The following is a 20889-nucleotide window of genomic DNA, read 5'->3' as shown; positions in this document are numbered from 1 at the left end:
TTTAATGCTATAATATTGTAATCAATCGTAAAGGAGATCAAATATGGGAATTGAACTCGTTCACTTTAGCATTGGGAAACCGAAACAAATGAAATATAGCGAAGATAAAGAAATGATTACCGGTATATGTAAAGAACTTACCGAAGAAGCTTTCCTATCAAAAGATGGCTTCCTTGGTGATGATGTAGCAGATTTAAAACACCACGGTGGACCTGATCGCGCAGTTTGTGTGTACTCACACGAGCATTACGCACTATGGGAAAAAGAATTTCAAACAACACTTCCAGCTTCCGCATTTGGCGAAAACATTACCGTAACAAATATGTTAGAGCGTGATGTTTGCATCGGAGATACATACAAATTAGGTGAAGCGATTATTCAAGTGACACAAGCGCGCGTACCTTGTAGCACAATTTCAAAACGCCTTGGCATCCCTGGCATACTGCCTCGTATTGTAGCAACTGGATTTACTGGCTACCTATGCCGCGTTCTTCAAGAAGGTACTGTACGTAAAGATTCAAAAATTACATTACTAGAACGTCCATCAAGCAATGTTTCTGTTTTATTCTCTAACGAAATTTATTTTCATAATAGAAAAGATAAAGATGGCATTGAAAAAATTCTTGCTGTTCCAGAACTAGCTGATATTTGGCGTGGTCAGTTAGAAGATCGTCTTGCGAAGTTAAAATAAAGAATCACACCAGGTAAAACAGTATTGAGTCCATCATACCAGATGGACTCTTTTTATTTTCTCTTCCTTCACGTCCAAACATATAAAAATATATTTCATATTATATATGGACAACCTTTAATTCTTATATATGAAGGGAGTGATTAATTATGGCGGATTACTTCTTAAAAAATGGAAAAAAATATTATAAGAAAAATGATCGTCCATGTAATTCTTCAAATTCAGATTCAAATAACTGTTTTATACAGAACTATACTATTTTCGGTACGGGAAATACCCCTCAAGATCTTGATATAACAACTGGAATTCCTCGAACTGTATTTGAAAACTTCACTAAAAATCATAATAAGACACTTATTAAATTTAGTTTCAGTCCTGCATTTGCAACAACGATTAGATTAACAATTGCAAGATTAAACCATCGCTCTCCACTTACATTTACCTTAACACCAGGAGATATTAAAACATTTTTAGTAGAAGATGTTGAGAGTATTACTTTCTCAGATACTGTAGCTCCATCTACACTCAATCTATTAATACAACAAACGAATTGTATTTGCTGCAGTAATTCGAACAATGATGAATCCTACTATTATAATAGTTGTAATGATGCGTACTAAAAACACGACAAAAGAGTTACCTATTCCTAACAGAAAGCCGTCCTAAATATCTTTTAGGACGGCTTCTTTATTTTGCTAGCTTAATTAATCACTTACTTCAATAGAATCGATAGCTTACTCTGCCTCAACCGAAAAACAGCTTTTCATTTCAAACAAGTTTAACAACAGCTCCCCTCTACAACCAATAAGAAGAATAACTCCCCAGCACAGTAACAGAAAAACCGAGTGCTTCAAGTTCCATCGTTACGCCTGGCAATAATACGTCATCGTATGCTTTATCGACATCGATTAAGAAAAAGTAATTTCCAAGACCTGTTTTCATCGGACGCGATTCGATTTTTGATAAGTTTAATTTTCTCCATGCGAAAGCTGATAACACTTGATATAGGGCACCTGCATAATCTGCAGGTAACGTTATCATAAGCGTCGTTTTCTCTCCGCGGTTCTCTCCGTTATTCGGGAGTACTGCTTTCTTTTTCTTATGGAGTACTAAGAAACGTGTGTGATTATTTTTATGCGTATGAATACTACGTCTCACAATTGTTAATCCGTATTTTTCTGCAGCCGCTTCATTTGCAATAGCGGCAATTTTCTCTTCAGGATGTTCTTTCACATATTGTGCAGCAGCACTTGTAGATGTCATATCTCGAACAGTTACTCCTTTTAATTCTTCATTTAAAAATTTATGGCACTGTGCAATGGCATGGGGATGAGAATGCACTGCATATACTTCTTCCCACACTTCTGCATACTGCGGATGTACAAGTAAATGCTGCTGAATTGGTACTGTAATTTCTCCTACAATGGAAAGCGGCTGCTCATGTACAAGGTAATCAACCGTTATATTCACTGAACCTTCTATTGCATTTTCTAACGGTACAACTGCGAAGTCTACATTTTCATTTGCAGCTGCATCTATACAATCTGGAATCGTTCGATACGGTACATGCTCTGCTTCCGGAAAAAAACGACTCACCGCCATATTTGTAAATGTTGCTTCTGGTCCTAAATATCCTACTCGAATCATCATCTTTTCCCCTCTTTTTCGTTTTCTTACTGTTATACCATACTTTTTTATATTCTTCTATGTAAATTTCGAATATTTAAAAAAGACTAACATTCGCTAGTCTAAATGTTTCTTATACTCTCTTTGAGCAAAGAAGAAATAAATGATACATGCTGCGATATAAAACAGAATGAACAAACCTACTTTTCTTAATGATCCATCCATAAAAAGCGTATTATGAAACGTATATAATGCAACTGCACTATGCATACTCCCTACTATAATTGGCGCAAAAAATAGCATACATAATTGCCAACGAGAAATTTTCCATACTTCTTCCTTCGTCATTCCAAGTTTAGAGAGTGCACCATACTGCTTTCGGTCCGATGCAATATTATGGAACCATTTAAAATACACGATACTACATGAAGTGAGAAAGAATAATATACTAATAAATGAGCCTACAAATAGAGTAATATCGCCGCCTTCTTTCATATTTACATACAACTCCATATTGCTTCGAAATGCATTATTATTATCTTGTTTTATATGTCTCCGTAAATCTTCATTTAATTTCTTCGTCTTTTCTATATTTGATAATGTGTAGCCTCTATATATCATTTTTTCAGAATCAGGAACCTGATTTGCTATACTGTCAAAATCTTCATCATTCATAACGAAGAACAGACCATTAATGTACGAAGGGTGATGGTTAAATTGAACCCCTTCTTTCTGACCGTTAAATACGAATTGATATGGTTGATTCATTACTTGCAATTGAATCTCTTTTTGATTATACACATTCGAATTATTGTATTTATTATAATAAACGAGTGTCACTGTACCTTTTTTAGGACGATACGTTTTCTGTTTTTGTTTTCTCGCCTCTTGATTGTATTCACTTTCTTTAATGAGCGGCGCTACTTCTGTTTCTCCTTTATTGGACTGAAAAGATGCATACACTCCAACAAAACTCATATATTGAAAATCATCATATCTATATTGGTGCAATAATTGTTCAACCGTACCTTCCGCAAAGATTTCATGAGAAGAAGCACCTTTTTCTATGTAAGAAAATGAGTGCACGCCCCCGCCACGCCACATATCTTGCATGCTAGAAAAATATAAGAACACCGTACCTGTTGCTGTAACTACAAACGTCGTTGCCATAGACATTAGAAAGAAAAAGCGACCATTTTCCTTCATTCGATGTGACAATTGATTCACTATAAATAAATACGGATATGTATACATAATCTTTTTATTTCGCTTTATCATTTCTAACACTTGGGTAGCTCCATGTGTAAAAGAAAAGTACGTTCCAAAAAAGACAAGTATAGACACAGGGAAAAAGTATATTGCTATCGTAGTCATCGTCACTTGTAGCGCCAACGCATACCCGCCCACTAAACAAGCAAAACCGAATAAACAAAGCCACTTTGATGTTTTCTTCTCTTTTTTATCTGTTCGAAATTCTTTCAATAACCGAATGATTTTTATATTCCATATACGTAAAGCACTTATAAAAGATAACAAAATAAAAACGACCATATATGTAATAAATGTTACACTAATCGCCCTTACGTCAAATATGACAGGGAGTTCTTTCGGAAGCCCCAGTAACATACTAAATACCATAAAAAAGAGTTTTAAAAATATCATACCGAGCACAATACCGAAAATATTCGCGAAGACCCCGATTAAAATTTGTTCGGTCATAATCATTCCTATTACGTTAGATTTCGTTGCTCCCATTAACATATATAACCCTAATTCTTTCTTACGTGCTTCTATGAAAATAGAAGTAGAGTACAAAATAAATATGACGAAAAAAGAAATGATTATAACATTACATATGATAAGTCCCCAACGTACGTTTTGATACCACATCGTCTCTTGCATATACGGATGCACAATGACAGACATATATGCGTAAGAAGCAAATATTGCAAAACAACTACTTAAGAAAAACACTTTATAATTACGCCAATTTCCTTTTATATTTTGCAGCGCTAGTTGCCAAATGTTCATCTATCGTCCTCCTGTGACTTACTACATAGGCAAAAAGCTAGAGGTTCCCCTAGCTTTTTACGTGTTTTAAATATCCTCTTTGCGCGATCATAAAGTAAATGGCAGAAGCTAAAATGTATGCTCCAATGACAAGCGCACCTGATTTCCATAAATCAATATAAAGCATTTTCCCTAACGTATGAAGAGCAACTCCACTATGAATGGAACCGATTAAAATTGGGATAAAGAAGATAACTCCCATTTGTCGAATCGCAATTTTGCGAATTTCTTTATCTGTCATACCGATTCTCTTTAACGATTTAAATTGAATACGATCTTGTTCTTTATCGTTAAACCATTTAAAGTATGTCATACTACAAGCGAAGAAGAAGAACAGTACCGCTACGAAGAAACCGATGAACATTGTAATTGCTCCACCTTCTCTTATATCCTTATACGCAAACACTGAATTTCTCAATTCTCCTTGCTTTTCTGGTGCAATTTCATTTTTCAAATCTAATACAAGATTTTCTGTATTTTTCCAATCCTCGATATAATAACCGTAATATTTCGTCTTTTCTTCATCTGGTACGAGTTTTGCATATTTCTCAAAATCTTGATCATTTACAATAAGATATTCACTATCATTAAAAACAGAATACTGCGTTGGATTATTTAATTGAACAGACTGCTTTTGCCCGTTAATTGTAAATTCATACGGTTTCGTACGATCTATCTTCATCAGTTCATTTGACATATCAACCATAACCATCGTTGCACTACCTGGTGCATTATGAACTTCTGTAGGTTGCTCTCTCTTTTGTTTGCGCACTTCTGCATTATATTCTTTTTCTGAAATAATCGTCATCGGTACTTCATGTTCACTATTAAACAACGTTATTTTCTGTGTTGCCGGTAGTTTAACGTAGGTTACTTTTCGCGCATCTTCAAACCCGTGTCTCTTCACAAGCTCCTGTACCTTTTCTTCATTAATAAGATTATGCGTATTTAACCCCTTTTCCTCATATGAAATAGCATGTGGTGTAAGTTCTACCGTTTTCGCACTCATATTTTCAAAATATACGTACAGTGTACCTACTGCTGAAGATACTACCGCCGTAATAATAGAAATTACAAATAGAAAACGAGCATTATCTTTCATTTTATAAATAAGATTGCTAAGAACAAACATATTTGGATACGTATAGAAAGATTGCTTTCTTTTTTGTAATGCTTTTAATACAACTGTACTACCTTGTGTAAATAATAAATACGTTCCGCCAATTGTCAGTCCTACCACCGGTAAAAAGAGGATGAGGAAATTCAGAAACGTTACTTGGAAGCTAAGTACATATGCAGCAATAATACATCCTATACCAACTACACATAACCATGTAAATGCAAACGGCTCTACTTTTTGCTTTCTAGCTTCTCTTAATAAATCAATAATTTGCAAGCGTCCTACCGTCCAAACGCTAAACAATGATAGGATTAAAAATAGGATAAAGTATACGCCAGCTGTAATAAGAACTGCTTTACTATTCCAAACAAGTGGAAGTGTCTTATCTATTTTCAATAATACGCTTAACGCTTGGAAAAATAATTTTGAACAAAGCATTCCAACCCCAATACCAATTACAATTGCAATACTACCTAACATCAGTTGCTCTAATATAATCATTCGGCCGAGCTGCGATTTCGTTCCGCCTATTAATGTTAGTAGACCAAACTCTTTTTTTCTTGCTCGTAAAAACGTTGAATTTGCATATAAAATAAAGAGTGCCGAGAAGATGACCACAATATAATTCATCGATTCTAATCCTTTTGTGATCATCTTTCTCATACTAATATTACCGCTTACGACATCTGGATGATAAATAAAAGAAGCATACATGAAAAATACGACAATCGATAAACAACTACTTATAAGAAACGCTTTATAGTTACGCCAATTTCCTTTTACGTTATTAAGCGCGAGCTGGCGAAAGTTCATGATATTCTCCTCCTAGCATCGCAAGTACGTCCAGAATTTCTTGGAAAAAGGCTTGTTTCGTTCTTCCTTTATGTATTTCCGAGAAAATTTCCCCATCGCGTATGAAAAGGATACGTTCACAATAACTAGCCGCTACTGGATCGTGCGTAACCATTGCAATCGTTACTTTCTTTTGCTCATGTAAATCTTGCAGAGCGCCCATTAGCGATTTCGCTGACTTCGAATCTAAGTTTCCAGTTGGCTCATCTGCTAAAATTAACGTCGGTTCATGAATGATTGCTCTCGCTGCTGCTGCACGTTGTTGTTGTCCCCCAGATACTTCGTATACTTTTTTATTTAATATTTCTTCAATATTTAAGAACTTTGCAATCTCAAGCACTTTTGCATCTATTTCATTTACAGATTTCTTCGCCATTACAAGAGGTAAAATAATATTTTCTTTAATCGATAGCGTATCAAGTAAATTAAAATCTTGAAAGATGAACCCTAAATGTGTACGGCGAAACTCCGCTAATTTTGCAGCACGCATTTGATTAATTTCTTCACCATTTACAAGCACATGACCTGAAGTTTGCTTATCAATTGTTGCTAATAAATTTAAAAGCGTCGTTTTCCCGCTTCCTGAAGGACCCATAATCCCTACAAATTCGCCTTCTTCTATTTTAAAATTTATATCGTTTAAAGCAGTCGTCGCTACTGAACCTTTTGATTGGTACACCTTCGTTAATCCTTTTACTTCAAGAACACTCATTTCTAATCCCCCTACGTGTTTTCTTCTTACATTTACTATAAGAAAAATAAGAAAAAGAAACGAGTGATTTCCCTTACAAAACGTTTTGTTATCTTACAGTTTTGTCATTTTTCTCATCAATGTATGATATTCTTCATCTTTTGCAAATTGGAACGTGAATGTTGTCCCTTCTCCTTTAGCCGATTGCACATAAATACCGTGATGTAAATTATCGCAAATTTCCTTCGTAATATATAAACCCATTCCAGTCGCTTCTCTCGTTTTACGGCCATTTATCCCCGTAAAGAATGGATCAAATATACGCTTTACATCTTGCTCTGGAATACCGATTCCATTGTCCTTAATATGTAATAACACCTTTTGGTCTTTCTCTTCAATTTGAAATTGAATTTCTTTTTTCTCTGCCGCTGAAATTTTTGTATACTTAATTGCATTTACAACAATTTGACCTATAGCAATACTTAGCCATTTTCTATCAGAGGCAACCATACAAGTATCTTCTTCAAACATCACTTTCGGAAATACAGACGATTGAATGAAGGATTTCCGATTTTCATTAATAATACCTCGCACGACATCTATAACATTTACTACTTCTACCTTATAATCTTTCGCAAACTGCTCTAGTCTTGCCATATGTAACGCTAAATCTAAACCATTTAGTATACGATTATTTTCTTCACGAATACTTTCAACTGTTGCTCTTGCCTCACGATGCTCTTTGCCAAACTTTTGCAGCAATAATTCAATAACAGATACTGGTGTTTTCATTTGGTGAATCCATTGGTTCATAAATATCATTTGCTGTTGCTCTTTCGCATGCTGTTTATGAACTTCATTCATATATTGCTGTCTTAATAACGTAAAAGATTCAACGACCATTTCTTGCTCTGATGTATAAGATTCATCAATAAGTAAAGAGTCATGTAATGTATTTCCACCAGTAACATACTTTTCGATCCTCTTTAAAAACACACTCCGTTTTCGGTAATCGTAAATGAGGTATACAGTAAACACAACTGTTCCTAATAAAAGTCCATATAACCATGTACTCCAATCAATGGATCGCTTTTCTAAAAGACTTTGCAACTGTAAAACGAGCCCAAATAAACAAAGGCTAACAATATAAGAAAGAATTAAAGAAAAGCGGTCCATGAGGTAAATTTTAACCTTCATGCCCTTCGCCCCACTCCGTAAGAAGCGCATAACCATATCCACGTTTCGTTACAATTGCATTTTTAATGCCTAACTCCTCTAGTTTCTTCCTTACACGTTTTACATTTACGGTTAATGTATTATCATCCACAAATGCTACTTCATCCCATAGAGCTTCTAACAGTTCTTCGCGCGTTACATATTGATTCACCTGTTTCATTAAACACTCTAATAAGTAAAACTCATTTTTTGTCAGTTCAGTTTGTTGTCCTTGCCACTCAACAATATGCTGAGACGGGAATAACAACAGTCCATTTACACCTAAACAATCACTCTCAGCAGCAGAAGCATACTCTCCGTAACCACGGCGAAGCGCACTCTTCACCTTTGCCATTACGATATCTAAATGGAATGGCTTCGTAATATAATCATCGCCGCCATTTTCAATCGCCATTACTTGGTCCATTTCTCCTGTTCTTGCAGAAACAAAAATAATTGGCGCATTCGATACAGTACGAATTTGACGACACCAATAAAAACCGTCAAAGTACGGTAAATTAATATCAAGTAACACGAGATGAGGATTCACTTTTACAAACTCATCTTTTATTTGACGTAAATCACTTGCTCTAAATGATTGATAGCCATATCTTTCTAAATGCTCTTCTAATATTCCCGCGATTTTCTCATCATCTTCTACAATTAATATTTTATACATGTTCGTTTTCTCCCCATAAAAAATTCTTCTAAAAACCACTCCCTTTTTATTATAAATTGAAAATTTAATTAGTGGGGATTTTTTCCTATATAAATCCGATTTTTACGATATAAAAAAAGACTGCCGTATTTCGGCAGTCTTAATCGATAAATTCAAATTCATATTCAAGAATTTTTACAATATCTCCGTCTTTTGCACCACGTGCACGAAGCGCTTCATCAATACCCATTCCGCGCATTTGACGAGCGAAACGACGTACAGATTCATCACGTGAGAAGTCTGTCATCTTGAATGTTTTCTCGATATCGTAACCAGAGATAACAAACGTGCCATCACTTTCACGTGTAATTTCAAATTTAACACCTTCAGTATCAAATTTGTACATTACACTTGTATCAGACTCATCCGCAACTTCATGTATTGGGAATTCTGGTGTTGTTTCTATTAAGTTCGCTACTTCAAACAGTAAGTCACGAACACCTTGTCTTGTTACAGCTGAGATTGGGAAGATTTTTACTTCGTCTCCCACTTTCTCTTTAAATGCTTGTAAGTTTTCTTCTGCATCTGGCATATCCATTTTGTTTGCAACAACAACTTGCGGACGCTCAGTTAAGCGAAGATTGTATTCTTTCAATTCATTATTAATCGTTACGTAATCTTCATATGGATCACGGCCTTCTAAACCAGACATATCAATAACATGCACGATTACACGTGTACGCTCAATATGACGTAAGAATTGGTGTCCAAGTCCGACGCCAGCATGTGCGCCTTCAATTAGTCCTGGAAGGTCAGCCATAACGAAGCTGCGGTTATCACCAGTTTCAACAACACCAAGATTTGGAACGATTGTTGTGAAGTGATACTCTGCAATTTTCGGACGCGCTGATGATACAACAGATAATAATGTAGATTTACCTACACTTGGGAATCCAACAAGTCCAACGTCTGCTAGTACTTTAAGTTCTAGAATAACATCACGCTCTTGACCTGGTTCCCCGTTCTCAGCGATTTCTGGCGCTGGGTTCGTAGCTGTTGCGAAACGTGAGTTACCACGGCCACCACGGCCGCCTTTTGCAATTACAGCAGTTTGTCCATGCGTTACTAAATCGGCAAGAATTTGACCAGTTTTTTCATCTTTTACTACTGTTCCTGGCGGAACCTTTACAAGTAAATCTTCAGATTTACGTCCGTGCTGACCTTTACTCATTCCGTGCTGACCGCGATCAGCTTTGAAATGACGTTGGTAGCGGAAGTCCATTAATGTACGTAAGCCTTCCTCAACTACGAAAACAACATCTGCACCTTTACCTCCGTCGCCACCTGCTGGGCCACCTTTTGGTACATACTTCTCACGACGATACGCAACCATACCATTACCACCGTCGCCGCCTTTTACATATATCTTGACCTGATCTACAAACATTATTTCACCACACTTTTTTCAATTGGTTGTAATATAACTGAGACTTCTTCGTCTCGCACTGTATAAGAAATGGAATACCATTTATTGTTTTGGGTCGCAAGCCAATTCTGTAGTTCTTCTACACTCGTTAGCTTACCACGAAAATCAAAAAAGAAACGAGCATTATCCGCGTCACATTCAATTGTGATACAAACATAATTTTCAACATATACGTCTAAACTATGCTGAAGCATCGAGAAAAATTGATTCGTCCATGTACATACAGTCTCATCTAAGTGAGATAAGTTATGTAATTTCCCTAATACTTCGTACTCCAATAAGCACGGCTGCTGTTTCCAATTATATGTTAAAATCCACTCTGAAAATAAAGGCATTGATAGCCCCATCAGATTGGATTCTTGTCTCGCTTCTTGGACAAAACGATCGATGAGACTATGAATTTCTTCCACTTTTCCAAGGGAAAGGTTTCCTTTCACCATCTGCATACGATTGAGCCAATCATGTCTTGAATGGCGCAATGCATCTATAATTGTCCATTTTTCATTCATTTAGATACCCCTTAATATAGAAAAACTCTAACCTGCACTCAGGTTAGAGTTTTCCGTGAGTTCTTATGCTTCTTGAGCAACAGGATATACGCTCACTTGTTTGCGGTCACGACCAAGACGCTCAAAGCGTACTACGCCGTCAACTTTCGCGTATAAAGTGTCATCGCCACCACGACCAACGTTAACACCTGGATAAATTTTTGTACCGCGTTGACGGTAAAGAATTGAACCACCTGTAACCGTTTGACCATCTGCGCGTTTAGCACCAAGACGTTTTGACTGAGAGTCACGACCGTTCTTTGTACTACCTACACCTTTCTTAGATGCGAAAAACTGAAGATCTAATCTTAACATACGTTACACCTCCTGCACTTTTTCTATTAAACGGATATACTTTCCGTAATCAAGTTCGATCGTCTTAAGCGAAACAACTAATCCTTCTAAAAGCGTTTGTGCTTTTTCTGCTGCATGAACGTCTAAATCATTAGGCAATTCATACGTTAAGAATCCGCCATCACTTCCGAGTTCAATAGTTGCTTGCACATTACAAAGTTGTTCCACTGCATTTATAGAACCAAACACAACCGCTGTAGTTCCAGCACAGACAAGGTCTTGTCCATGTGGCGCATAATCGGCATGTCCAGTCATTTTAAATGATTGGATACTTCCTAATTTCGTGCGACTTATCGTAATTTTAATCATGTTAACCAGAATTAAGCGTTGATAGCTTCAACAACTAGCTTAGTGTAAGGTTGACGATGACCTTGTTTCTTACGATTGTTCTTTTTCGCTTTGTATTTGAAAACGATGATTTTCTTAGCGCGACCTTGTTTTTCAACTTTCGCAGTAACTGTTGCACCTTCTACAACTGGGCTACCAACTTTAACGTTTTCGCCACCAACGAAAAGAACTTTGTCAAAAGTAACAGTTTCACCAGCTTCAACATCTAATTTTTCAATGTAGATTGCTTGACCAGCTTCAACTTTAATTTGTTTTCCACCTGTTTCGATAATTGCGTACATACTTGCACCTCCTCTTAATTACTAAGACTCGCCAAAAACGAGGTAGACATAAATGCCTTTAGGGAACCTGTCTTGTGCGGTTGTAGCATATAGCCGTTTAGGTGCTATAAACTATAACATAAAGATGTTATCATGAATCATAGACGGTTGTCAATAAATGTTCTGCTAACTATTTTTTCCGTTCTACAATTTCTTTTTTACTTCCAAAACGAACGATAGCATACTTTTCGATAATATCATCTTTGAAATAAATTTCAAATGGAATATTTTTTTGTAATTCTTTTTGCAAAAACTGTTTTTGCAGTTCTTTAGGCGCAGCGATTAATACTGCTTCATCTTCTATATTGCCATATGTGATTAGTTCTCTCTCTAACTCATACGCAATTGTTTCATGCGACATCACATAACCCGTCGCTTTGCAAGGCACACACTCTTTTAATAATACGTCCCGTAAAGAATGCTTTTTACGTTTACGTGTCATTTCCAAAATCCCTAGCTCCGTAAAGCCGAGCACCCTTGTATATGTTCGGTCATCTTGCATAGCAGCTATGAGACATTCTCTTACCTTTTCTTTATCTTCTCTTTTTTTCATATTAATAAAATCAATTAATATCATACCACCAATATCACGAAGTCTTAATTGGCGTGCAATTTCTTCAGCGGCTAGCTCATTTGTGCGAAGTACTGTATCTTGCAAATTTTGTTTTCCCGTAAACTTGCCCGTATTCACATCAATTACAGTCATCGTCTCCATTTGTTCTACAATTAAATAAGCACCATTTGGAAGCCAAACAATTTTTTGGAGTGCTTTCTCAATCTCACGCTCTATTCCAAAATGGTTAAACATCGAAGACTTTTCATTATAAAAAGATACTTTTTCTTTTCCAACTTTGTCTTCTAATTCCTTTACTATACTTCTTGTATCTACAACTACTTTTTCAATTGTTTCAATTGGGTTCTCTTGAAATACACGATCTAAAAAGGTCGCCGGTCGATGAAGTAATAACGGCGCCTTTCCTTGGCCCTCTTTTCTTTTTAACTCTTCATACAACTGTTGTAACCCTTGCATTTCAGCTTGTATTTCTTCAATTGCTCCTTTTTCAGAAGCAGAACGGAAAATGTATCCCCCCGTTCCCTCTATTTCAATTTGGAGTAACTGTTGTCTTCTTTTATTATTTTTTATTTTTCGAGAAACAGCGCGCATCTCATCAAACGGCATATAAACGACATATTTCCCGGTAAATTCTATATTCGCTGTCAATTTAGGCCCTTTCGTATCAATTGCCTCTTTCACAACTTGTACGAGTATCGCTTGCCCTTCATGTATACGATAAGAAGATGGTACATCATCGTATGAAAGGTAAGCATGTTTTTCTAAACCGATGTTTACAAAAGCTGCATTCATTCCAGCAATTGTTCTTACGACACGTCCAACATAAATATGCCCAACAATCTCTTGCTCTTCATTACGTTTCCATAAAAACTCAACAATTTTTTTCTTTTCTTCAATTGCAACGCGCTTTTCCGAACCAGCGTAATTCACATATAACGTTTTCAAAATTATTTCCTCACTTTATAATCTTCTTTGCTTTTACAATAATAAAAGGTTAGTGCTATCGTCAACACTAACCGATTAATTCTTCAACTGATGAAGTTGTTCGTTTTTCAGTAAAATATGCATAGAGCAATTCATTTTCATCCAATGTGTAATGCTCTTTATATTTTCCACGGACGATAATAGAATGCTTATATCCTCTACGAAATTTTGTGAATATCGTATATAAACGATCTTCCGTTTGCACTTCAATAGGTGCAATCTTTTCGATTCCTCTTTTGTTTCCATAATAACGTTCTAATAAAAAACGCATAAATGCATACCGTCTTTGTTTCCACTCTTGATATAATGACACTGCTAAAAATATGAGTAGTACCCACATCATAATATTGTTACTATTCCAGAGTAACTGCCATCCTAATATTACACTAAAAAAAACACATGACAATTGCATCATCTTTTCATGTGCTTGTAAATAAGGGAAACGATATGATAATACATTAAACAATACTTTCCCGCCATCTAACGGCCAAATAGGAAGTAAATTAAATGCTAAAATAATTATATTATTCCACATAAAGAAATAATATAAATCTGCATTCAGCCAACCGGCTTCGAACAACATGTAACCTACCAGTATCATCCAAACATGTTGAATCGGTCCTGCAATTACGACAACAAGTTCCTCTTTCAATGACTTATTACCATGTTCCTCAAGCTCGGCAACGCCACCAAACGGCAAAAGCTGAATTCTTTTTATACGCCAATTATAGTGTGCTGCTGCAAAAGCATGCCCAAGTTCATGAATAAGAACAATACAAAATAACAGTAGTAACTCTTTAAAACGCGCAGTAAAAATACCAATGACAATAATAACCCAAAATAATGGATGCACGGAAATTTTCGTTAAAACGTCCCTATATTTAATCAAATGATATCACCTGGATCGGATCAATAAATTTCTCATTCTTTTTTATCGCGAAATAAAACTTTCCATTTTTATCATTTGTATCATTACTCACCGTTCCAATTTTTTGTTTCTTTGAAACGTAATCATATAATTTCACTGACATATCGTTTAAGTTTGCATACCATGACTCCGTACCATCTGCATGTTGAATTTGAACTGTATTTCCAAGTTCCTCTTTCTTGCCTGCGAAAACAACTAACCCTTCATTTACTGACTCCACTTTTGCATTTGTAGCTGTTTGGACAAATACACCTTGGCCATTTTTTTGAAACCCTTGCATTACCTTTCCAGAAGCAGGAATTGCATAATCTTTTTGCTGAATACTTCCTTCTTTTTTCTCGTTCGGCGAATAGAATACAAGCGGTTTTCCAAATTGCTTTTCGTACCATTTCGCTACAGTAGCAAACTGAAATTCCTCTTTCATCACTTTTTCTGTAACAGCTTTAGCTCCATTGAATGAAGAAGGAGCATTCTTATATAAAATAGCAACCGAAAGAACTAATATTGCTGATAATAAAACTTTGAAGAAAAAGACTTCCTTTCGAAATAAAGGATGCATTTCCTTTTCTCCATCTTCAATAAATACTGCTTCACTATCAAAATTCCCTCCGTTAAAATACTGCTCTTCCTCCATCCTTTCTTGCTCGGCCTTCCTTTTTGCAATCCGCTTTTTAATTTCTTCTACGCGTCTATTCTTCATACTGTCTCCTTTCTTTCGTTAAGCTAATTTCATTAGAAACAGTTGTATACAGTTTGTACATATGTATGAGCTAAGAAAGAAAGATATTCGTGTGAAGAAAAAAGAAAGCACCTCGCATATGTGCGAAGTGCTCTTAACGGATTCCAAAGAAGTTTTTCACCTTTGCAAATACCGATACCTTTTCTTGTTCAAATGCTTGTAATGGTACATTCTCACCTAACAAGCGTCTTGCAATATTACGATAAGCCAACGCTGCTTTTCCGCTTGGTTGCAACGCCACAGGTTCACCTGTATTTGTAGCTCGAATAACTTCATCGTCATCTTCGACAACACCAAGAAGCTCGATTGACAATGTACGTACAATTTCATCAACATCTAACATATCCTGTTCATGAAGCATATGACTACGTACACGGTTAATAACAAGTTTGGGTGGTTCAATATCCTCTTTTTCTAAAAGCCCAATAATACGATCCGCATCGCGCATTGAGGATACTTCTGGAGTCGTAACAACGATTGCTTTATCCGCACCAGCTACCGCATTTTTAAATCCCTGCTCAATCCCCGCAGGACAATCGATTAATATGTAATCATAATCTTGACGTAATACTTGTATTAATTCATCCATTTGTTCAGGTGTTACCGCTGATTTATCACTCGTTTGTGCTGCAGGTAATAAATAAAGATCATCAAAACGTTTGTCTTTAATAAGAGCCTGAGGTAAACGGCAACGCCCTTCAACGACATCAACAAGATCAAATACAATACGATTTTCCAGCCCCATTACTACGTCTAAATTTCGAAGACCGATATCTGTGTCAATTAAGCACACTTTCTTTCCAGATAACGCTAGGGCCGTACCAATGTTCGCAGATGTAGTAGTTTTACCTACTCCGCCTTTTCCAGATGTAATTACTATTGCCTCTCCCACAGCTATACAATTCCCCTTTCTAACTTTGTTAAATTAGGTCTAAGATGAGTGAGAAGTTGCAGGCGATCGACAACAATGTGATTGTTCTCATTAATATACGCACATTCTGCCGCCTCCGCTCCGTCTTCTTTCTCTTCCGGAGCCCGCATTGCCACATCACTAATTCGAAGTTGCATCGGGTTCATAACAGATGCAGCGATTACAGCATCCGAATCCCCATAATACCCAGCATGTGCAATTCCTCTTAATGATCCTACGACAAAAATATTCCCCCCAGCGATAACCGTTCCGCCTGGATTAACATCTCCAATTAACAACAAATTTCCTTTTACATGTAAAACTTGTCCAGAGCGAACAATTTTGGAAATAGGGACAATTTCTGTTTCTTCTTTCCAAGCTATTGCTTCTGCTTTAGTGATAACATCACTTTCAATTGAATCCACAACAAGATTCTTTTTATTACGAATTAACGTACGAATCTCTTCTTGTTGGACTTCTGTTAAATAACGATTTCCTACTTTCACATGCACTTCAATTAAAGAGCGCCCATCACCATCGTAGTAATGTGTAGAAAGTTTTTCGTCTAATTCCATCAATAATTCTGAGAATGAACAACAATCATCTAAATGAAGCGTTATCCCATCTTTTGTCCCTTTTATCGTTACATTTTGTTGCTTTTTTTCTTCCACTAAAGTTCACCCCACCGATTCAATTCGACATAAAATTAGAAAATCCTTTTTTCTTTTTCTTCCATCGCTTTTGAAAGACGCACTATATATCGTCTCAGTGGGAAACAAACTATCAATAAGAAAATAGCATTTAACAATAAAGTAGAAAGGAGACGATCTGTGAAAAAGACATACGCTGGCATATGAGTACGTCCTAATAAAGTTAAGAATCCATACACATAATACTCTAGTGCTACAACGCTAGCTAATATGATAGAAACAACAATAAATAAATTCAATTGTAGTACTTTCATCACACTATATACTAAATAAGCTAAAATCGGATAAGCAAAAATATATATCCCGACAAGTTCTGTGTATACGGTATCAAATAAGAAGCCAAATAATAGTCCGTAATAAATCCCTTGGACCGGACTATAATACACTGTAATAAAACATAAGACGATTATAAAGAAATGCGGTGCTGCTATGCTGTCTTTCCAAAATACATCCGTTGGAACAACAGTAGCAAACATATTTTCAAATAGAAACACAAAAAGGAGCAAAAGAGGAAGAGCTGCTCTTTTTAATATCTTCATCATCTCTTCTTCTCCTCCTATTCTAATGGCGCTGAAGGTGTTGCACGTTTAGCAACCGTAATATGCTCTACGTCATTTAAATCAGCGGCAGGTTTTACATAAGCTGTTTTTGTTAAGCCATATGCATCCGGCTGAACTTCAACGATTTTTCCAATTACAAGACCTTTCGGGAAAATATCACCCAGTCCAGATGTTACAACTAGTTGATCTTTCTCTACCGGTGCATCAGAGCCAATCTTTGTGAAAAGAAGTAATTGCTTTTCTTTGTCATAACCTTCAATCAATCCAAAGATTTTCTCTTGCCCTTGTACAATAGCAGAAACGCGATTTGTTCGGCTCATAGAACTTAGTAATTCTACTGATGATGTAAACTGAGATACACTTTTCACTCTTCCAACTAACCCTTGTGAAGTTACTACAGCCATATCTTTTTTAATTCCTTGCTGTGCCCCTTTATCAATTCCAATTAAATCGTACCATTTATCTGGATTACGAGAAACAACAGTAGCTGGAATTTCAGTATACCCGCTATTTAACTCTTTTTTACCAGTTAGCTCTTGTAACTTCTTGTTATCATCTTCTAATTGTTTTACTTTCCCTGATAGACCTGCATAATTATCTAATTTTGCTTTTAATTCTTTATTCTCTTCATACGTGCGCTTTACATCCTCTACATTTTCGAAGAATCCAGCTACGTATTTCGCTGGCTTTTGGAATACACGTTCTACAACACCGACAGTATCTTTAACAAACTGCTCTGGCCATGTTAAACTGTTCCGTTCTTTCAATGAGATTCCAATCAATGCCACGAGAAGAATAATACTAACCAACAAAACAATTAATCTTTTGTTTAAGAAAAACTGTGGCACGTTCACACCCTCTTAATTTCACTGATTTTTATTTTGCAATATTATCGAGCAGCAGTTTTGAAAAGATCGATATTGTCTAATGCTTTACCTGTTCCAATTGCTACGCAATCTAATGGATCTTCTGCAACAAGAACTGGCATTTTCGTTTCTTCACTAATTACTTTATCTAAATTACGTAGTAATGCCCCGCCACCTGTTAATACGATACCGCGGTCCATAATATCAGCCGCTAATTCAGGTGGAGTTTTTTCTAACGTATTTTTAACTGATTCTACAATCGCATCTACTGTATCTTTTAATGCATCTGCAATTTCTTCTGGCTGAATTAGTACTGTTTTTGGTAAACCACTTACTAAATCACGACCGCGAATTTCCATAGGCTCGATACCTTCTGGCTCGCCTGCAGAACCAATTTCTAATTTTAATGCTTCAGCTGTTCTTTCACCGATCATTAAGTTATAGCTTTTCTTAATGTACTGAATGATTGAATCGTCCATATCATCACCAGCAACACGGACTGACTGGCTTGTTACAATACCACCTAGAGAAATAATTGCAACTTCTGTTGTACCGCCACCGATATCAACAACCATACTACCAGTTGGTTCCCAAACAGGTAAGTTTGCACCAATTGCTGCTGCAAATGGCTCTTCGATAGGATAAGCATCACGAGCACCCGCTTGACGAGTCGCATCGATTACTGCACGTCTTTCTACAGCTGTAATACCAGATGGTACACATACCATTACATACGGCTTACGTGAGAAGAAACCGTTTGATTTTTGAGCTTGTTGAATGTAATATTTCATCATTGTTGCAGTTGTTTCATAATCAGCAATTACACCGTCTTTCATCGGGCGAAGTGCCACAACGTTCCCTGGTGTACGACCAATCATTTGTTTTGCATCGCTACCTACAGCAACGATTTGTTTCGTATCAGTTTGTAACGCAACTACTGAAGGTTCACGTAAAACTACACCTTTTCCTTTTACATATACAAGCGTGTTCGCAGTTCCTAAGTCTATTCCAAGATCGCGAGTAAATCCACCAAATCCAAACATATTATTTATCTTCCTTTCTTGTTTTCACGGACTCATTTTTTCTTACTTTATATTATAAAAACAGTACGTTTTTTATATCTTTATCCTTTTTGTAGATAAATTTCTACAAAAAACTCATAAATCACATTATAAAACAAAATAAGTAAAAAGCATAGTCTTAAATATGACCTTTTTCCTTTAAACTCACGAATTTATGGTCACCTATTATAATATGATCAAGCACTTCAATTCCGATAATCTGGCCGCATTCTACTAAGCGTTTTGTTACTGCAATATCTTCACGGCTCGGCGTGGGATCTCCTGAGGGATGGTTATGAAGACATATGATAGAGGCTGCTGCACGACGGAAGGCTTCTTTAAAAACTTCCCTCGGGTGTACAATTGACGTGTTTAAACTTCCAATAAAGATCGTTTGCCTATGTATAACTTGATTTTTTGTATTTAAATATAAACAAACAAAATGCTCTTGTTGTAAAAAACGCATTTCTTCCATCATGTATTTCGCACAATCTTCTGGACTTCGAATACTATATCTATTTTGATATTCTAAACGTACCATTCTTCTGCCTAGTTCAAAGGCTGCCATAAGTTGCGATGCCTTTGAAATCCCAATACCATGTATACTAATTAGCTCTTCTAATGTTGCATCTTTCAACATACGTAAGCCATCAAATTGATGTAAAATTTTATCTGACAACTTTAAAACTGTTTCTTCTTTAGAACCTGTTCTGAGTAACACTGCGAGAAGCTCTCGATTTGATAAACTTCCAGCACCTTCTAACAATAAACGCTCCCGTGGCTGTTCTTCTCTTACAACATCACGAATACCGTTCATCTCTCCACCCCTTTATTTGTTCTCTCAAAGAAAACCCCATGCAATTTTACGCATGGGTTACATCAATATCAAATTGTTTTAATTCCCGAACGAGACGTGCAATTGGTAAGCCAACTACACTATAGTAGTCCCCTTGAATATTTTGAACGAAAATAGATCCTTTACCTTGAATCCCATAACTACCGGCTTTATCAAGAGGTTCTTTCGACGCGACGTATGTATCAATTTCCTCTTCTGTTAACTCCCAAAATGTAACTTCTGTACGCTCATAAAAAGTAACCGTTTTTTCTTTTGCTATAATCGCAACACCTGTATACACTTCATGTGTTTTCCCTGATAGTAATTGTAACATCTCTTTCGCCTCATCCTCATTAGAAGGCTTACCAAGAATACGCGACTCATATGTAACAATTGTATCTGCACCTAACACAATGTGATCACTATTATTTTCTGCCACCGCTGATGCTTTTTGCAAGGCAAGCGACATTACAATATCAGAAGGCGATGAATATGCACCAATTGTTTCCTCTACTTCACTTACAACGATTTCAAATGGCACACTAGCTAACTCAAGCAATTCCTTCCTCCGAGGTGACCCTGAAGCTAAAATTATTTTTCTCATATTTTCTCCTTCCTTTCTCACATGAAGCAGAACAATTTATATTAATCGTATCAAAGGAATAGTTTGTCCACAAATGAAAGAAATATTAATTTCTCTAACTAAAATAACACTTCTTTATTGCATACGATTATATTCCTGT

The 20889-nt window shown here is 36.2% G+C and carries 23 protein-coding genes and 1 other annotated feature; of the genes, 2 read left to right on the top strand and 21 right to left on the bottom strand.

Annotated features, from left to right (window positions below; genetic code table 11):
- The first annotated feature begins 43 nt into the window (after window positions 1–43).
- Window positions 44–691, top strand: a complete 648-nt coding sequence (locus tag ACS2QP_RS15880) for an MOSC domain-containing protein (protein ID WP_153580715.1) — start codon at window positions 44–46, stop codon at window positions 689–691.
- A gap of 149 nt (window positions 692–840) precedes the next feature.
- Window positions 841–1311, top strand: coding sequence for a hypothetical protein (locus tag ACS2QP_RS15875; protein ID WP_000796370.1), 471 nt, complete (start codon window positions 841–843; stop codon window positions 1309–1311).
- Between the two features lie 175 nt (window positions 1312–1486).
- Here ACS2QP_RS15875 and pheA read toward each other — a convergent pair whose 3' ends face one another.
- From pheA to ACS2QP_RS15770, 21 genes are all read right to left on the bottom strand, one after another.
- A complete protein-coding gene (gene pheA, locus ACS2QP_RS15870; protein ID WP_000621705.1) occupies window positions 1487–2338 on the bottom strand; it encodes a prephenate dehydratase in 852 nt (283 codons plus the stop codon).
- A gap of 96 nt (window positions 2339–2434) precedes the next feature.
- Complete coding sequence (locus ACS2QP_RS15865) at window positions 2435–4348, bottom strand: ABC transporter permease (protein WP_326263123.1); 1914 nt, start codon at window positions 4346–4348, stop codon at window positions 2435–2437.
- A gap of 49 nt (window positions 4349–4397) precedes the next feature.
- Entirely contained in the window at window positions 4398–6320 is a 1923-nt protein-coding gene (locus ACS2QP_RS15860) for an ABC transporter permease (protein WP_001011410.1), read from the bottom strand.
- Window positions 6295–7071, bottom strand: a complete 777-nt coding sequence (locus ACS2QP_RS15855; protein WP_000114529.1) for an ABC transporter ATP-binding protein — start codon at window positions 7069–7071, stop codon at window positions 6295–6297. Before ACS2QP_RS15855 ends, ACS2QP_RS15860 begins: the two co-directional genes overlap by 26 nt.
- Before the next feature lie 93 nt (window positions 7072–7164).
- Window positions 7165–8247 carry a HAMP domain-containing histidine kinase gene (locus ACS2QP_RS15850; protein WP_078186496.1) on the bottom strand — a complete coding sequence of 361 codons (1083 nt, stop codon included), beginning with the start codon at window positions 8245–8247 and terminating at the stop codon, window positions 7165–7167.
- A complete protein-coding gene (locus ACS2QP_RS15845; RefSeq protein WP_000276723.1) occupies window positions 8237–8944 on the bottom strand; it encodes a response regulator transcription factor in 708 nt (235 codons plus the stop codon). Before ACS2QP_RS15845 ends, ACS2QP_RS15850 begins: the two co-directional genes overlap by 11 nt.
- A 139-nt stretch (window positions 8945–9083) precedes the next feature.
- The gene (gene obgE / locus ACS2QP_RS15840; protein WP_000497128.1) at window positions 9084–10370 is read right to left on the bottom strand and encodes a GTPase ObgE; all 1287 of its coding nucleotides are present in this window, start codon (window positions 10368–10370) and stop codon (window positions 9084–9086) included.
- Entirely contained in the window at window positions 10370–10918 is a 549-nt protein-coding gene (locus ACS2QP_RS15835; protein ID WP_001003584.1) for a sporulation initiation phosphotransferase B, read from the bottom strand. Before ACS2QP_RS15835 ends, obgE begins: the two co-directional genes overlap by 1 nt.
- A 63-nt stretch (window positions 10919–10981) precedes the next feature.
- Window positions 10982–11272 carry a 50S ribosomal protein L27 gene (rpmA, locus tag ACS2QP_RS15830; RefSeq protein WP_000944958.1) on the bottom strand — a complete coding sequence of 97 codons (291 nt, stop codon included), beginning with the start codon at window positions 11270–11272 and terminating at the stop codon, window positions 10982–10984.
- 3 nt (window positions 11273–11275) lie between these two features.
- Entirely contained in the window at window positions 11276–11620 is a 345-nt protein-coding gene (locus ACS2QP_RS15825; RefSeq protein ID WP_002164192.1) for a ribosomal-processing cysteine protease Prp, read from the bottom strand.
- Between the two features lie 11 nt (window positions 11621–11631).
- Entirely contained in the window at window positions 11632–11940 is a 309-nt protein-coding gene (gene rplU, locus ACS2QP_RS15820) for a 50S ribosomal protein L21 (protein ID WP_000270907.1), read from the bottom strand.
- A 14-nt stretch (window positions 11941–11954) separates the two neighbouring features.
- Window positions 11955–12032, bottom strand: a sequence feature (ribosomal protein L21 leader region).
- 77 nt (window positions 12033–12109) lie between these two features.
- Window positions 12110–13498: an Rne/Rng family ribonuclease gene (locus ACS2QP_RS15815; RefSeq protein ID WP_326303915.1), complete on the bottom strand. Its 1389-nt coding sequence runs from the start codon at window positions 13496–13498 to the stop codon at window positions 12110–12112.
- Between the two features lie 67 nt (window positions 13499–13565).
- Window positions 13566–14426 (bottom strand): stage IV sporulation intramembrane metalloprotease SpoIVFB, encoded by an 861-nt coding sequence (gene spoIVFB, locus ACS2QP_RS15810; RefSeq protein WP_438882595.1) that lies wholly within the window; start codon window positions 14424–14426, stop codon window positions 13566–13568.
- Window positions 14419–15165 (bottom strand): stage IV sporulation protein SpoIVFA, encoded by a 747-nt coding sequence (spoIVFA, locus tag ACS2QP_RS15805; RefSeq protein ID WP_000797471.1) that lies wholly within the window; start codon window positions 15163–15165, stop codon window positions 14419–14421. Before spoIVFA ends, spoIVFB begins: the two co-directional genes overlap by 8 nt.
- A 133-nt stretch (window positions 15166–15298) precedes the next feature.
- Entirely contained in the window at window positions 15299–16096 is a 798-nt protein-coding gene (minD, locus tag ACS2QP_RS15800) for a septum site-determining protein MinD (protein WP_000503309.1), read from the bottom strand.
- A 2-nt stretch (window positions 16097–16098) separates the two neighbouring features.
- Window positions 16099–16785 carry a septum site-determining protein MinC gene (minC, locus tag ACS2QP_RS15795; RefSeq protein WP_000391521.1) on the bottom strand — a complete coding sequence of 229 codons (687 nt, stop codon included), beginning with the start codon at window positions 16783–16785 and terminating at the stop codon, window positions 16099–16101.
- A 35-nt stretch (window positions 16786–16820) separates the two neighbouring features.
- Window positions 16821–17366, bottom strand: coding sequence for a rod shape-determining protein MreD (mreD, locus tag ACS2QP_RS15790; RefSeq protein WP_000975766.1), 546 nt, complete (start codon window positions 17364–17366; stop codon window positions 16821–16823).
- Between the two features lie 14 nt (window positions 17367–17380).
- Window positions 17381–18232 (bottom strand): rod shape-determining protein MreC, encoded by an 852-nt coding sequence (mreC, locus tag ACS2QP_RS15785; RefSeq protein ID WP_001135488.1) that lies wholly within the window; start codon window positions 18230–18232, stop codon window positions 17381–17383.
- 41 nt (window positions 18233–18273) lie between these two features.
- A complete protein-coding gene (gene mreB / locus ACS2QP_RS15780; RefSeq protein WP_000466736.1) occupies window positions 18274–19293 on the bottom strand; it encodes a cell shape-determining protein MreB in 1020 nt (339 codons plus the stop codon).
- 157 nt (window positions 19294–19450) lie between these two features.
- Complete coding sequence (gene radC / locus ACS2QP_RS15775) at window positions 19451–20128, bottom strand: RadC family protein (RefSeq protein WP_001013390.1); 678 nt, start codon at window positions 20126–20128, stop codon at window positions 19451–19453.
- A 46-nt stretch (window positions 20129–20174) separates the two neighbouring features.
- On the bottom strand, window positions 20175–20750 hold the full coding sequence (locus tag ACS2QP_RS15770; RefSeq protein WP_001226291.1) for a Maf family protein: 576 nt from the start codon (window positions 20748–20750) through the stop codon (window positions 20175–20177).
- Between the last annotated feature and the right edge of the window lie 139 nt (window positions 20751–20889).

Origin of the sequence: Bacillus cereus group sp. Bce019 (assembly GCF_051781745.1) — a bacterium.
Lineage (GTDB): Bacteria > Bacillota > Bacilli > Bacillales > Bacillaceae_G > Bacillus_A > Bacillus_A cereus.
This window is presented reverse-complemented; position numbering and strand designations above follow the sequence as displayed.